Genomic DNA, 14591 nt, shown 5'->3' with positions numbered 1-14591 from the left:
GACGGCGGGGCTTAGAACTCGATCACCTGTCGCACCGCCCGGCCCGCATCCAGCTCGTCCATCGACTCGTTGATCTGGTCCAGCGTGATGTGCGAGGTGATGAGCTTCTCCAGCGGCAGCACGCCGTCCCGCCACATCTGCTCGTACTTGGGGATGTCCACCGCCGGCACGGCGGAGCCGAGGTAGCTGCCGATGATCTGGCGGGCCTCGGCGGTGATCTTCAGCGGCTCGATCTGGGACATCGCCCCCGGCGCGGGCAGGCCCACGGTGACGGTCACCCCGCCCACGGCGGTGGCGTTGAAGGCGGTCTCGAACGCCCGGGGGTGCCCGGCGGCCTCGATCACCACGCGCGGCTTGTCCTCGAGCGCCACGAGCTCGTCCGGGGTGAGCGCCTCGTCCGCGCCGAACTCCTTGGCGAGCTCCAGCTTCTCGGCCAGCGCGTCCACGGCGATCACCCGGCGGCAGCCCACGGCCTTGGCGACCAGCACCGCGGCGAGTCCCACGCCGCCGAGGCCGACCACGGCCACGGCGTCGTCGGGGGTGGCCTGCGCCGCGTTGATCACGGCTCCTCCCCCGGTGAGCACCGCGCAGCCCATGACGGCCGCGATGGGGCCCGGGACGTCCTCGCCCACGGGCACCACGGAGCGCCGGTCCACCACGGCATGGGTGGCGAAACCGGAGACCCCCAGGTGGTGGTAGACGTTCCCGCGGGTCTCGGAGCGCAGGTGCATCGAGCCCTCGATGAGGGTGCCGGAGGCGTTGGCCTTCGAGCCGACCGTGCACGGCAGCAGCCCCTCGGTCTTGCACGCGGCGCACTCGCCGCAGCGCGGCAGGAACGCCATCACCACGTGCTGGCCCACGGCCAGGTCGGTGACCTCGGCGCCCACGTGCTCGACGACGCCGGCGGCCTCGTGTCCCAGCAGCATCGGCAGGGGCCGCGGCCGGTTGCCGTTGACCACGGAGAGGTCGGAGTGGCACACCCCGGCGGCGGTGATCCGCACCCGCAGCTCGGTGGGCCCGGGCTCGCCGAGTTCGAGCTCCTCGACGCGCAGCGGCTGCGACTCGGCGTACGGGGCGGAGGCCTCCATGGTCTCCAGGACGGCTCCACGAATCTTCACGACGACCTCCGGTATCGGTGCACGGGTGTGACGCCGTTCACGGTACCTCCTGCTCCGCCGGATCTCCCCTCCGCGAAGGTGGTGCGACGCCCCGGTCACGCGCCGGGTGGCCGTCGGAATTCACCAGGTGCTCGGCCCCGTGTCGAGGGCCGTGCGGTGCATGCGGAGGTGAACTGTTCCGCATTCCCAGGTGAATCACTGTTGAACAGGTTACGAATCGGTACTAGGGTTCTATGCACCCGAGAACGGTTTGATGTCAAGGGCGTTCGGCGACCACGCGCGCACCTGGAACGCGAGGTGGTGCCATGTCCGATCGAAATCTTCACGTGATCCGCCGGGTCGGCGCTGTTCTGGTGCACGTCCTGGTCTACGTCCTCATCTGGGCGGGGCTCGCGCTGCTCATCGCCGCCGCCGGCATCCGGTACTACTGGGGCGAGATCTCCGTGGGCCAGATGCTCCTGAACCTCGTCTCCGTGGAGATGGACGGCGGGGGCGGCGCCATCGTCTGGATGGGCATCCTGGGGATCGGCGTGGTGCCCCTGCTCCTCACCGCCGGGATCGCCCTGTGGCAGCACGTCCGGCGCCGCAGGCGCCGCCAGCACGACCAGGACCCTCGTCCTCGTCGCACACGGTGGATCATGCGCACCCTCACCACCGCCCTGGTGGGCACGCTGGTGGTCGGCGGCACCACGGCCTTCGCCACCACGGTGGGCGTGCGGGACTACATCAGGGCGGGGAACTCCGAGTACGACCTCGGCGACTACTACACGGCGCCGGTCGTCACCGGGGATCAGGACCGGCGCAACCTGGTGCTAATCTACCTCGAGTCCGGCGAGCAGACCCTCGCCAACGACGAGCACTTCGAGAAGGACGCCTTCGCCCCGCTCAAGGAGGTCACCGAGGCCTCGGACGGCTGGCAGAGCGTGGCGGACCTCCAGCAGTACCGGGGCGGGGGCTGGACCATGGCCGGTCTCACCGCCACGCAGTGCGGCATCCCGCTGAAGGGCATGGGCTCCGCCGCGGACAGCGGCGCCCTCAACGAGCTCGGCGGGGACGTGGAGACCTACCTGGGCGGCACAACCTGCCTGGGCGACGTCCTGGACGAGCACGGATACCGCAGCGTCTTCCTGGGCGGCGCCAACGCCTCCTTCGCCGCGAAGGACACCTTCCTGAGCAGCCACGGCTACGACGAGGTCAAGGACCTCTCCGACTGGCGCGCCGCCGGTGACCCGGAGGAGAGCTTCCGCGGCGACTGGGGCCTGAGCGACGGACGCCTCATGGCCCACGCCGCGGACAAGATCGACGAGCTGCACGCCGAGGCGGAGGAGACCGGCCGGCCGTTCAACCTCTCCGTGCTGACGCTGGACACCCACGAGCCGGTGCACATCTACGACTACTGCACCGTGGACACGCAGAACGAGGTCACCTCCGCGTTCTTCTGCTCCATGACCCAGGTGGCCGGCTTCGTCCAGCACATGGAGGAGCAGGGCTACCTCGAGGACACCGCCGTGGTGATCATGGGCGACCACCTCAAGCACATGAGCGCCGGCGACGCCTTCCACGAGCAGCTGGACCACCACGACAACCGCACCATCTTCAACCGGATCTGGGTCCCGGGCGCGGACGGGAACAGCACGCCGCGCCCCGGCGTGGACCAGCTGAGCATGTACCCCACGCTCCTGGAGGCCGCCGGCCTGACCCTGCAGGACCGCGCGGCCGGGCTGGGCGTGTCCGCGTTCGCCCCGACGGTCCCGGAGGACTCGGCGCAGGCCATGCAGCCGGAGCTCTACGCCGAGCTGCTGGACTCCCGCTCCGCGCCGTTCTACGCGGAGGCCTGGGCAGGCGAGACCGGCGCCGAGTAGCGCTGCCCGGCCCCCTGCCCGGCGGCGGAGATCCGTTCCGTCATCTGTCCGCGGCCCTGGGTGGCCCGCCCGCCCCGGCCTAGACTGGTGGCCCGGGAGGGGTCGCATTCCAAGGAGCGTGCATGATGGCCTTCATCCAGCTGATCGAATACACCACCTCGAAGCCGGAGGAGGTGGCCGAGGTCGTCGCGGAGTGGGAGCGGGCCTCGCAGGGCAACCGCACGGCCCGCCGCGTCCTGCTGACGCAGGACCGCAAGGACCCGAGCCGCTACTACGAGATCGTCTCCTTCGACTCCTACGAGTCCGCCATGGAGAACTCCGAGCTCCCGCAGACCCAGGAGTACGCAGGGAAGATGCGCGAGCTCATGGACGGGGAGCCGACGTTCCGCGACCTCGACGTCGTGGAGGACCGCGAACTCTAGTGCCCCGGACCGCGACCCGTGGGCACCGCCCACCGGTCGCACCCGCCCCTCGCCGGCGGAGCGGCCCGTCCCCTTGCCCCGCCCATGCGATTGCAGGGCCCCGCGGCCCCTACTCGAAGCGGGTGGTGGTGATGGCGGTGTTCGTGCGGAGCATCCCGCAGGCGGCGGCGATCGCCACCAGCGCGAGCAGGAGGCTCGCGCCGAGGGCGGCGAGATAGGCCGGACCGGGCCAGCTGACGGTGCGGCTGTCGTCGAGACCGGTGACGAGCAGCCACGCCACGCAGAACCCCAGCCCGGCCGAGAGCAGCAGCACCGCGGCCAGGGGCACGGCGGCCTCGCGCACCACCACACCGCGCAGGGCGGACAGCGGCATGCCGATGAGGCGCATCAGCCCCAGCACCCGCCGGCGGTCGATGACGGCCGCGGCGGTGGCCACGGCCAGGGAGATCCCGGCGATGACCACCACCACGAACGCCGCGGCGTAGGCCAGCACGGACAGACTCCGGACCAGCTCCGCGCCGCCGGTGGCGGCGGCGTCGGCCCGGGAGACCGCCGCGGTGGTGCTGAGCCCCGACGCGGTGAGCACAGTGCGGGCACGGTCGAGGGCCCCGGGGCTCCCGTCGGTGTCCACCACCAGCAGTGCCGGCACCAGCCCCTGCAGGTCCGTCACGGGGGCGGCGGTCAGCGAACGGGGCTCCTCGGTGTGGGCCTCGAAGAAGGCGGCGTCCACGGCGACCACCGGGGCGGCCGGGACGTCCTCGAACCCGAGGACGGTGGCATCGGCGTCTGTGAGCAGGATTTGGGCGCTGCCGCCGGGGTCCGCCGCGGGAGGAGTCCAGCCCACCACGGTGTCCCGGACCCCGTCGAGGCCTTCGGCCCTCCCGGCGAGCCCGGTCACGTCCGCGAGCGCCCGGTCCGGCTCCAGCCAGGTGTGCACGCTCGCGGGCGGGAGCATCCCGGGGCCGGCCGAGGGCGTCTCGTCCGGGCCCACGCTGCTGGAGGCGCCGGCGAAGACGGAGACCATGAACACCCCGATCACCAGTCCCGAGACGGAGCGGAAGGTGGCCCGGGGCGTGAGCCGGATGCGCCCGGCGGCGATCACGGCGGCCGCGCCGGAGGCGCGGGCCAGCCCGATCCGGGCGGCCAGCAGCGTCAGCCAGGGTCCGACGACGACGATGCCCACCGCGGTGAGACCGAACCCTCCGATCAGCAGCACCTCGAGCGCGCCGGGGTCGAGGCGCCCGGTGTCCGCGAGCAGGACGCCGGTGCCCATCGCCGCGAGCCCGGCCGCCAGGGGCACCGTCCGCCGTGCGGTGGGCGCCGGTTCGGCCTGGGCTCGAGTGGCACCCAGGGGGCCGATCCCGGCGCGGAGGGTGCGCAGGCCCGCCACGGCGGCGGAGGCGAGGACGACCACGGCGACCACCGCCGCGGTCGTGACCGGCCCGACGGCCAGGTCGGCCGGGTGAAGTCTCGTGCCGTTGACGGGCAGCTGGGCGGCCAGGGGGCGTGCTGCGGCGGCGGCCACGACCCCCAGCACGGACCCGAGGAGACTGGTGGCGGCGATCTCGACCGCCGCGATGCCGGCCACCGTGCGCGGGCTCGCCCCGATGAGGCGCAGGGTCGCGAAGCGCTCCGCGCGCTGGGCCGCGCCCAGGCGCGTGCTGATGCTGATCAGCAGCAGCACGGGGAAGAGCACGGCGATGCCGCCCACCACCATCAGGGTGCGGTAGTTGCCGGTGTTGTTGGCGAAGGAGTTGACCGAGAAGTCGGGGACGATCGCGGCGGCCGGCCGCTGCCGCAGCTCGGCCTCCTCGGCTCCCGTGACCGCCACCAGGGAGTCCGGTCCGGCCAGGGCCGTGTCCTCGATCGCGCCGGCGAGGGTCCCGAAGCGGTCCCCGAGCTGATCGGCCGGGACGGACTCGATCAGGTCCTGCAGGGCCGGGGAGGCGTAGTACGTCCCCGGCTCCGGGGGCGCGCCGATCCCGGGGATCCGCACGGCGGAGTCCTCGGTGACGGCGACCTCGCGGCGCTGGACGAGCTGGTCCCGGAACACCTCGTCGGCGCGGTCCACCAGGGCCGTGTCCGCGGTGAGCGGCACCGGCCGGGCCTCCTCGGTCGCGGCGGAGCCCTCGGCACCGGCGGCGGCGACCACCGCGGGCACGCGGTCCGCGTCCAGCCACAGGGCGCGCGCATCGCGCTGGATCATGCCCTGGCCCGCTCCCCACACCAGCAGCAGCAGGCACACCCCCACCGCCACCCCGCCCACGATCCCGGCCAGCCGGCCCAGCGAGGACCGGCTGCCCACCAGCGCGAGCCGCAGCACCGCCGGGTTCACGCCGCGACCCACTGGTCGGCGCCGATCATGCCGTCGCGCACGATGACCTCCCGGTCGGCGTAGGCCGCCGTGCGGGGGTCGTGGGTGATCATCACCACGGTGGTGCCGGCCTCCCGGACCAGCTCGAGCATCAGCTCCAGGACGGTCTCTGAGGCCAGGGAGTCCAGGGACCCGGTCGGCTCGTCGGCGAACAGCAGCGCCGGTTCGCCGACCATCGCCCGGGCGATGGCCACCCGCTGGGCCTGGCCGCCGGAGAGCTCCCCGGGCAGCCTGTCCTCCTGCCCGGACAGTCCCAGCCGTCCCAGCAGCTCGGCGGCCGAGCGCAGCGCCGCCCGGCGCCCGGTGCCGGCCAGCAGCAGCGGGACGGTGACGTTGTCCACCGCGCTCAGCTCGGGCAGCAGCTGCCCGTACTGGAAGACGAAGCCGAACTCGCGCAGCCGCAGGGCCGAGCGCGCCGCCTCGCCCAGCTCGCTGAGCACCACCGCCGGCTCGTGCCGGGCGGCGGGCCGGTCGGCGGATCGGTCGGCGGATCGGTCGAGGGGCCGGGTGTAGCTGACGGTGCCGCGGTCAGGGGTCATGACCCCGGCCATGCAGTGCAGCAGGGTGGACTTGCCGGAGCCGGAGGGGCCCATCACGGCCAGCACCTCGCCGGGGAGCACCTCGAGGTCGACGCCGCGCAGCGCGGGGGTGGCGCCGAAGTCCTTGTGCACTCCGCGCACCGACAGCAGGGGAACAGGGGTGGGGGTCATGCGTTCGTCAGCTCCTTCTTGAGGTGGGTGAGGCGGGCGCCGGTCAGCTCGATCCAGCGCAGGTCGGCCTCGATGTGGAAGAGCCCGTGGTCGCACATCAGGACCTGCAGGAGGTCGCCCTCGCGCTTGAGCCGGGTCAGCTCCCGCATCCGGGCCATGTGCTCGGCGCGCTGGACGTCCAGCAGCCGCTGGGCGTCGTCCTCGATCAGCAGGGCGATCACGGTCTTGGCGAACAGCTCGCTCTGCAGGGTCGGGGACGGCACATCAGGGGTGTGCAGCCACTGCTCCACGCGCTGCTGCCCGGCCGGGGTGATCTCGTACTTCTTCCGGTCCGGGCCCGCCCCGGGCTCCTCGCCCAGGGCCCGGATCAGCTCGTCCCGGATCATCCGGGCCAGGGTCGAGTACACCTGCCCGAAGGCCAGCGGCTTCTGCGAGCCGAAGTAGCGGTCGTAGGCGTGCTTGAGGTCGTACCCGTAGCTGGGCTCCCGCCGCAGCAGCCCCAGGAGGGTCAGCGCATTGTTCATGTCCCCATCTATACACCCAGTGCATAGTGGAACGCGACAGGGTCCTGTGGCCGGTGCACGTCGTGTCGGCCGCGGGGTCCCATCAAGGTGCGGCCGCGGCGCGGCCTCAGGCGGTCGCCGGCGGCACGGCCCGGCGCTGCAGCCCCCGCCTCCGGCCGAGCAGGATCAGCACGGCCGCGACGGCGGCGATGACGAGCATCGGCGCCAGCATGAACGGGCCGCCCACACCGGCGGAGCGGTCGACCGCCTCGCCCATCTGCCCCGTGAGCGTGGACACGAGGAACAGCACCACGTTGTTCGCCGCGTGCACGAGCGAGGCCGCCTCGAGCCCGCCCGTGAAGTGGGTCAGCAGCGACATCGCGACCCCGAAGACGAAGTAGTACGCGATGAGCCACCCGTCCGAGGCGAAGTGCGCGATCGAGAAGGCCGCCGCGCTCACGAGAGTGCCGAGCACGAGGGACGGGACCGCCCCGGAGACCCACGAGCCCGCCGCGCGCTGGATCACCCCGCGGAACATGTACTCCTCGGCCGCCGCCTGGAGGGGCGTGGTCAGCAGGACGATCGCGAGGAAGGCCCACGCGGTCGCGTCCAGGGCCAGCGGCCCCGGGGCCTCGAGGAGCGCCACCACCGCCGCGTAGCCCACGAACAGGGGGACGACGACGACGGCCGCCCGTCCCAGCCAGCCCCACCGGAAGCGACCCTCCACCGCGTGCAGCGTGCCGACCGGCTGCCGGTGCAGGTACCGGTGCAGGACCACCGCGACGGCGGCCGAGGCGATCAGCGCCAGGTTGGTGGCCAGCAGCAGGACCGGGGTCATCCCGATCTGTCCGCTCGCGATCTCCTCCGTGCTCATGGTGCCCCGCAGGAGCTCGATCGCCACGGCGCCGAAGGACACCACGACCGAGATCAGCAGGATCGCCGCGCTCACGGCCAGGATGCTGATCAGGCCCTTCCACCAGCGGTTGCGGGGCGTGCGGTAGAACTCCGAGTGGGTGAGCGGCGCCGTCGTCGGACCGCCGGACCGCGGAACCGGAGACCCACCGCCCGGGCGGGCGGACGGGGCACCGGTCTGCCAAGGCGCCGGACGGGGCGGAGGGTACGAGGTCATGTCCACAGGGTAGTTCTCGGGTCGTCCCGGGGAATCCACCCGGAGGTGGACGCCGGGGGGCCCATCACCGTGGACCTGGGGACCGCCCCGGGCTCAGGCCTGCTCCTCCCCGAGGACGTGGCCCCGCTGCTCGGCGTAGAACTCCGCCTCCGCGGGCTCGGGCCGGTCCTGGCCGTTGAGCAGCCGGTGCCAGAGCGGGTAGTAGGCGGGCAGCTGAGACGCCGTGGTGATGCGGTCCCGGGCCTCCTGCGGCAGCGTCAGCTCGGCGGCGTCGAGGTCCTCCGTGAGGTGCTCGAACCTGCGCGCGGCGATCACGGTGCCGTCGATGCCCGGGCGGCCCAGGATCCAGGAGATCACCACCTGGGGGATCGTCCAGCCGAGCTCCCCGGCGATCTCGGCGAAGAGCTCGATCAGGTCGTAGGCGCGGTCCCGGTCCACCACGTGGGGCTCCGGCCAGCCGGTGCCCTGACGGGTGTCGGCCGGGGTCTCGGCGCCGCGGCGGACCCTGCCGTTGAGCAGCCCCTCGCCCAGCGGGCTCCAGCCGAAGGTCGCGATCCCGAGGTCCCGGGCGGCCGGGACGATCTCGTACTCGATCTCCCGGGCCTCGGGCGTGTAGTACGCCTGGTGCGCGATCGGGCCCTGCAGCCCCGCCGCCCGGGCCTCGTAGACCGTCTTGGCCAGCTGCCACCCGTTGTAGTTGGACACGCCCCAGTACCGGATCTTCCCGGCCCGGATCAGCTCGTCGGCGGTGGCGATGGTCTCGGTGATCGGGGTCTGGCCGTCCCACTGGTGGATGTAGAGCAGGTCGAGGTGGTCGGTCCGCAGCCGCTCGAGGCTGTCCTCGACCGCGCGGGTGAGGTGGAGGCGGCTGGCGCCGCCGTCGTTCGGGCCGTCCCCGGTGGGGGTCCGCGCCTTGGAGGTGAGGACGACGTCGTCCCGCCGGCTCCCCAGGATCTCGCCCAGGACGCGCTCCGAGTCCCCGGCGGAGTACAGGTTGGCGGTGTCGATGAAGTTCACGCCGCGGTCCAGGGCCTCGTCGACCTGGCGGCGGGCCTCGTCCGGGCCGAGGCCCGCGATCTTCTCGAACCCTCCGCCGGAGCCGAAGGGGATGGTGCCCAGGGCCAGCCGGGAGACGTAGAGGCCGGAACTGCCGAGTCGGGTGTACTCCATGGGGAACTCCTCTGGTCGTGATCGGTGCTGGTGGTGCCTGCCGGTGCTCCGGAGGCGGCCGGCGGACCGGGCCCCGGGGCACGGTGTGGCACAACGCCGGACCGGTGCTCAGGAATTCCTGGAGCGGGCCTCGGCGGTGGTGAGCGCGTGGGCCAGCGCGGTGAACTCGCGCACCGCCCCGGTCCAGTCGCCCAGCAGCGCCCAGAGGTCCAGGCCCTCGTGCCGGCGCTCCTCGAGCCGGTCCGCCAGGGCGGCGAGGACCGCCGAGCGCAGCTCGGTGTTGATGTTGATCTTGCCGATGCCCGCCAGGGGCGCGCGGACCAGCATGGTCTCGGGGATCCCGGAGGCGCCGTGCAGCACGAGGGGGGTGCGGTCGGCGGCCTCGCAGATCTGCTCGAGGCGGCTCCAGTGCAGGCGCGGGGTGCCCTGGTAGTGCCCGTGCACGTTGCCCACGTTCACGGCCAGCAGGTCCGCCCCGGACGCGGCCAGGAAGGCGGGGACCGCATCGGGATCGGTCATGCCGCCGGCCGCGGAGGTCCGGGCCGTGTCCTCGTCGCCGGGGAGGCCGCCGAGCTCCGCCTCGACCACCACGCCGGGGCCCGCCAGCTCGCGGGCGCGGGCGACGAACGCGGCGTTCTCGGCGTGGGGCAGGGCGGAGCCGTCGGCCAGGACGGCGTCGGCGCCGGCCGCCACGGCCTGCTCGACGAGCCCCAGGTCGACGGCGTGGTCCAGCTGCACGCACACGGGGGTGGCGGCGTCGTCGGCCAGGTGGCGCAGGGCGGTGACGAGGCGCCGGCCGCCGGTCCCGGCGGCCGCCTTGGGCGGGACCAGGAGGATCACGGGGCGGTCCGCGCGCTCGCTGGCGGCCACCACGGCCTGGGCCGTGGTGAAGTCGTAGGTGCTCAGCGCCGGCACGGCGGTGCGGGCGTCGAGGGCGGAGGTGACGACGTCGAGCAGGTTGGCGCGCACGGGCACAGTCCTTCGTCAGGTGTCGTTCAGCGGTCGGCCGGGGAGAGGTCCCCGAGCACGTAGGTCTTCAGGTCGGCGAGCGTCTGCTGCATGTGCTCGTCCATGGCCTGGCGGGCCCGCACCGGGTCGGCGGAGCCCAGGGCGGCGACGATCCTGCGGTGCTCGGCGATGGCGTGGGCCTGGATCTCGGGCACCCGGGAGGTCTGGGCCCGCCGCTCCTCCAGCACCCGGTGCAGCGGTGCGAACAGGACGGCGATGAACACGTTGCCGGAGGCCTGCAGGATCCGCTCGTGGAAGCGCAGGTCGGCGGTCACGAAGGCCGCCACGTCCTGGGCGCGGTGGGCGTCCTCCATGGCGTCGGCGTCCCGGGCCAGCCCGACCAGCTCCGCGGCGGACAGCCGTCCGGCCGCCAGCTCGCAGGCGCCGGTCTCCAGGAACCGGCGCAGCTCGATCAGCTGCACGGCGGCCGCCGCGTCGTCCTGCCCCTCGGAGACCGCCCGGATGACCGCGTCCAGGGACGCCCACTGGGACACGGGGTTCACGAAGGTCCCGCGTCCGCGCTCCACGCGGAGGATGCGCTGGGCGCCCAGGGTCCTGACCGCCTCCCGCACCGTCATGCGGCTGACCTGGTGCTCCGCGCTGAGGTCGATCTCGCCGGGCACCACCGAGCCCGGGGGGAGGTCCCCGGCGACGATCCGGTCGAGGAGGGCGTCGGCGACCTGGTCGACCAGGGACGGGCGGGCCATGGTGCTCCTCTGCGGTGAGGTGGACGGCGGAGGGCAGCTCCTGCGTGCTCCGCCCGTGACAGGGGATCCTATCAACCAGGGAATGTCAGATGTCCGAGCTGTCAAGGGACGACTCCCCCGGCCGCGCGCGGCATTCCTGCCGTTGACCACGTGTCCCACGACACATAGCATGTCAGACATCTTACAGGTGGAGTGTCGGTGCGGAACCGACCAGGACCTGAGGACCGTCCTGACCGCTCCCCGAGAGGAAGTCCCCGCATGACCGCTCCCCGGACCCTGCTCGTGCTCGACGACGACCCCACCGGCTCCCAGTGCGTCCACGACGTCGACGTCGTCCTCGAGCTCGACCCCGCCCCCGTGCTGGACGTCGTCCGGCACCCCGGGCGCACCTGCTTCGTGCTCACCAACAGCCGGGCCCGGCCCGAGGCCGAGGCCGTGGCGATCAACACCGAGCTCGTCTCCGCGGTGCTGGAGGCCCTCACCGCCGAGCACCTGCCCCTGCCCCACCTCGTCTCCCGCAGCGACTCCACGCTGCGCGGGCACGTCATCGCCGAACCCACGGCCCTCGCCGACGTCCTCGCGCGGCACGGGGTGGCGGTCGACGGGTTCCTCCTCGCCCCGGCCATGCTCGAGGCCGGCCGCTACACCGAGGACGACGTCCACTACGCGGTCCTGCAGGGCCGCCCGATGCCCGTGGGGGAGACCGACTTCGCCGCGGACGCCACCTTCGGCTACTCCTCCTCCGACCTCAAGGACTTCCTCGTGGAGCGCTCCGGCGGGACGCTGGGCCGGGACGCGATCCTCTCCATCGGCCTGACGGACATCCGCTCCGGGGGCGTGGACGCGGTCGCCGGCATCCTGCGCCGGGCCCGGGACCGGGCCTGGGTGGTCGTCAACGCCACGGAGTACGCGGACCTCGACACCGTGGCGCAGGCCCTCGCCGTCCTCGAGGCCGAGGGCCGCACGTTCGTCACCCGGTGCGGCCCGTCCTTCGTGCGGCCCCTGGCCGGGCTGACCGACTCGCGCGAGCTCGGCCCCGAGGACATCGTGGTGGGCCCCGGGCGCCTCCCGCACGGAATCGTGGCCGTCGGCTCCCACGTGGGGCTCACCAACCGCCAGCTCGCCGAGCTGCGGACCCGCCGCGACCTCTTCGAGGTCGAGCTCCACGTGCCCACCCTGCTCGACGACAACGCCCGCCCCGGCTACGTGGCCGACGCCGTCGCGCGGATCACCGAGGCGCTGGGGAGCCGCGACGCGGTCGTGTGGACGAGCCGCGAGCTCGTGCGCACGGACGACCCCGACGAGTCGCTGGCCATCGCCCGGTCGGTCTCCGACGCGCTCGTGGAGGTTGTGCACGGGGTGGCGCAGGCCCGCCCGGCGTGGGTCGTGGCCAAGGGCGGGATCACCTCCCACGAGGTGGCCCACCGCGGTCTCGGCATCCGCCGGGCCACCGTGGCCGGCCAGTTCTTCCCCGGCCAGATCTCCATGTTCCAGCCCACCGACGCCCCGGACACCACCCGGGGCGGGCCCTATGTGGTCTTCCCCGGCAACGTGGGCACCGAGAGCGCCCTCGCCGACGTCGTGGAGGTCCTCGACCGGGCCGCCGCACACACCCGCACCTCTGATCCCCAGGAGAACCCGTCATGAGCACACCCCTGTCCGTCGGCTTCCTCGGGCTGGGCGCCATGGGCGCCCCCATGGCCCTCGCCCTGGCCCGCGCCGGCTTCCCCGTCCGCGGCTTCGACGTCTCCCCCCGCGCCGGGGAGGTCGTGGGCGACGCCCTGGAGCTGCTGGCCGATCCCCGGGAGGCCGCGGCCGGCGCGGACGTCGTCGTCGTCATGGTCGCGACCGGGGCGCAGCTGCACGACGTCCTGTTCGGCGAGCGCGGCATCGCCGACGCCCTGGACCCGGACACGGTCCTGCTCGTGATGGCGACCGTCGGCCCCCAGGCCGTGGAGTCCGCCGCGCAGGGCCTCGAGAGCCGCGGCGTCCGGCGGGTCGTCGACGCCCCGGTGTCCGGCGGCACGGCGCGCGCCGCCACCGGGGACCTGCTCGTGATGGTCGGCGGCGCGGACCAGGACGTCGCCGCTGTCCGGCCGCTGCTGGACGCGATGGCCGCCAACGCCCCGCTCGTCGGCCCCCGGGTCGGCGACGGGCAGCGGTTCAAGGTGGTCAACCAGCTGCTGTGCGGGGTGCACATCGCCGTGGCGGGCGAGGCGCTGGCCCTGGCGGACTCCATGGGCCTGGACCCGGCGCAGTGCCTGGAGGTCCTCTCGACCGGGGCCGCCACGTCCTTCATGTTCGAGGACCGCGGGCCGCGGATGCTGCAGGGCGAGCAGGCCGAGGTCCGCTCCGCCCTGGACATCTTCGTCAAGGACATGGGTCTGGTCACCGACGCCGCCCGGGCGGTCGCCCAGCCGGTGCCGCTGGCCTCGGCGGCCGAGCAGCTCTACGTGCGCGGCCGCCGCGAGGGCCACGGCCGGCACGACGACTCCTCGGTCTTCGACATCCTCCGCTCCCGGTAGGGCGCGCTCCGCGGGGACGGCGGACGGCGCGGTTCAGTCCGTGTCCGCCGCCGGGGCGGCGATGAGCTCGTCCTTCATGTCGGCCACGGCCGCGCGGATCGCGGTCATGACCGCCCGCACGGCGGGCCGGCGCAGCAGGTCGGCGCGGGAGACCACCCAGTACTCCACGGGGAACCACAGCTCCTGGGGGAAGAGCCGGACCAGGTCCCCGGCCCGCTCGGCGAGATAGCAGGGCAGCAGCCCGACCCCGGCGCCCGCCCGGGTGAGCTCCACGTGCACCACCGAGGACGTCGCCCCCACGCCCTGGCGCATCCGCGGGAACCGCCGGCGCGGGATGTCCAGCTCCGCGACGTCCTGCATGGAGTCCACGAAGTAGATGAGCGGGTGCTCCTGCACCTGGTCGGGCGTGCGGATGGCCGGGTGGGCGGCCAGGTAGTCCCGGGAGGCATAGACGCCCAGGGAGTAGTCGGCCAGGTGGAAGGCCTCCTTGCGGGAGACCTCCGGGCGCCCGACGACCACCTCCAGGTCGATGCCCACCGGGTTGGTCTGCGCCCGCCGTGCCGCGTTGATCATCTCCAGCCGCACCCCGGGGTGCTCCTCGATGAGCCGCCGCATGGCCGCGCCCATCACCACGCCGCCGAAGCCGTCCGGAGCCAGCGCCCGCACCACGCCGTTGACGGTGCTGCCGCGCCCGCCCGCGCCGAGCGGGAGGGAGCCCAGCGCCGCCTCGATCTCCTCGCCGGCGGCCACGAACTTCCGGCCCAGCTCGCTGGGCTCCCACATCTCCCCGGTGCGCACGAGCAGCCGGGCGCCCACGGTCTTCTCGAGCGCCGCCATCCGCCGCGACACGGTCGTGTGACTGAGCCCGAGGTCCGCGGCGGCGCCGGCGTAGGAGCCGTGGCGGACCACCGCGAGCAGCAGCAGGAGGTCGTCGGCACCGTGCGACAAGGGGCTTCTCCTCCCGGGGGCTGGACCGGCCCGGGGGAACGCACACGTCCGGGCGGCATGTGCATTTTTGCACAGGTGCCGCGAGCGCATGGTCATTGTGAAGCGCACCACATAT

13 protein-coding genes are annotated in these 14591 nt (G+C 73.5%); 4 read left to right on the top strand and 9 right to left on the bottom strand.

Going from position 1 to position 14591, the window contains the following annotated elements; all coding sequences use genetic code 11:
• Nucleotides 1-11: 11 nt before the first annotated feature.
• On the bottom strand, nt 12-1118 hold the full coding sequence (locus EQG70_RS00810) for a zinc-binding dehydrogenase (protein WP_031282172.1): 1107 nt from the start codon (nt 1116-1118) through the stop codon (nt 12-14).
• Between the two features lie 305 nt (nt 1119-1423).
• On the opposite strand from EQG70_RS00810, the gene EQG70_RS00805 reads away from it, so the two are divergent.
• A complete protein-coding gene (locus EQG70_RS00805) occupies nt 1424-2980 on the top strand; it encodes an LTA synthase family protein (protein ID WP_167508843.1) in 1557 nt (518 codons plus the stop codon).
• Between the two features lie 122 nt (nt 2981-3102).
• Nucleotides 3103-3402 (top strand): hypothetical protein, encoded by a 300-nt coding sequence (locus EQG70_RS00800; protein ID WP_109244500.1) that lies wholly within the window; start codon nt 3103-3105, stop codon nt 3400-3402.
• 109 nt (nt 3403-3511) lie between these two features.
• On the opposite strand, the gene EQG70_RS00795 is transcribed toward EQG70_RS00800, so the two are convergent.
• From EQG70_RS00795 to EQG70_RS00765, 7 genes are all read right to left on the bottom strand, one after another.
• Nucleotides 3512-5737, bottom strand: a complete 2226-nt coding sequence (locus tag EQG70_RS00795) for an ABC transporter permease (protein ID WP_244296621.1) — start codon at nt 5735-5737, stop codon at nt 3512-3514.
• Nucleotides 5734-6486, bottom strand: coding sequence for an ABC transporter ATP-binding protein (locus tag EQG70_RS00790; RefSeq protein WP_109269019.1), 753 nt, complete (start codon nt 6484-6486; stop codon nt 5734-5736). The genes EQG70_RS00795 and EQG70_RS00790 overlap by 4 nt, the downstream gene beginning before the upstream one ends.
• A complete protein-coding gene (locus EQG70_RS00785; RefSeq protein ID WP_017831839.1) occupies nt 6483-7010 on the bottom strand; it encodes a PadR family transcriptional regulator in 528 nt (175 codons plus the stop codon). The genes EQG70_RS00790 and EQG70_RS00785 overlap by 4 nt, the downstream gene beginning before the upstream one ends.
• A 106-nt stretch (nt 7011-7116) precedes the next feature.
• The gene (locus tag EQG70_RS00780; protein ID WP_244296619.1) at nt 7117-7938 is read right to left on the bottom strand and encodes a CPBP family intramembrane glutamic endopeptidase; all 822 of its coding nucleotides are present in this window, start codon (nt 7936-7938) and stop codon (nt 7117-7119) included.
• A 273-nt stretch (nt 7939-8211) separates the two neighbouring features.
• Entirely contained in the window at nt 8212-9288 is a 1077-nt protein-coding gene (locus EQG70_RS00775; RefSeq protein ID WP_109269020.1) for an aldo/keto reductase, read from the bottom strand.
• Between the two features lie 108 nt (nt 9289-9396).
• Nucleotides 9397-10257, bottom strand: coding sequence for a class II fructose-bisphosphate aldolase (locus EQG70_RS00770; protein WP_109269021.1), 861 nt, complete (start codon nt 10255-10257; stop codon nt 9397-9399).
• Nucleotides 10258-10283: 26 nt separating this feature from the next.
• Complete coding sequence (locus EQG70_RS00765) at nt 10284-11003, bottom strand: FadR/GntR family transcriptional regulator (protein WP_109269022.1); 720 nt, start codon at nt 11001-11003, stop codon at nt 10284-10286.
• A gap of 258 nt (nt 11004-11261) precedes the next feature.
• On the opposite strand from EQG70_RS00765, the gene EQG70_RS00760 reads away from it, so the two are divergent.
• Both EQG70_RS00760 and EQG70_RS00755 read left to right on the top strand, forming a co-directional pair.
• Nucleotides 11262-12650 (top strand): four-carbon acid sugar kinase family protein, encoded by a 1389-nt coding sequence (locus EQG70_RS00760; RefSeq protein WP_109269023.1) that lies wholly within the window; start codon nt 11262-11264, stop codon nt 12648-12650.
• Complete coding sequence (locus EQG70_RS00755) at nt 12647-13528, top strand: NAD(P)-dependent oxidoreductase (RefSeq protein ID WP_109269024.1); 882 nt, start codon at nt 12647-12649, stop codon at nt 13526-13528. The genes EQG70_RS00760 and EQG70_RS00755 overlap by 4 nt, the downstream gene beginning before the upstream one ends.
• 33 nt (nt 13529-13561) lie before the next feature.
• Here EQG70_RS00755 and EQG70_RS00750 read toward each other — a convergent pair whose 3' ends face one another.
• Nucleotides 13562-14476: a LysR family transcriptional regulator gene (locus EQG70_RS00750; protein WP_109222151.1), complete on the bottom strand. Its 915-nt coding sequence runs from the start codon at nt 14474-14476 to the stop codon at nt 13562-13564.
• Nucleotides 14477-14591: the final 115 nt, after the last annotated feature.

It is taken from the genome of Kocuria rosea (genome assembly GCF_006094695.1).
Classification (GTDB): Bacteria; Actinomycetota; Actinomycetes; order Actinomycetales; family Micrococcaceae; genus Kocuria; species Kocuria rosea.
The sequence above is the reverse complement of the archived record's forward strand: the minus strand, read 5'-3'. Positions and strand labels throughout refer to the sequence as shown.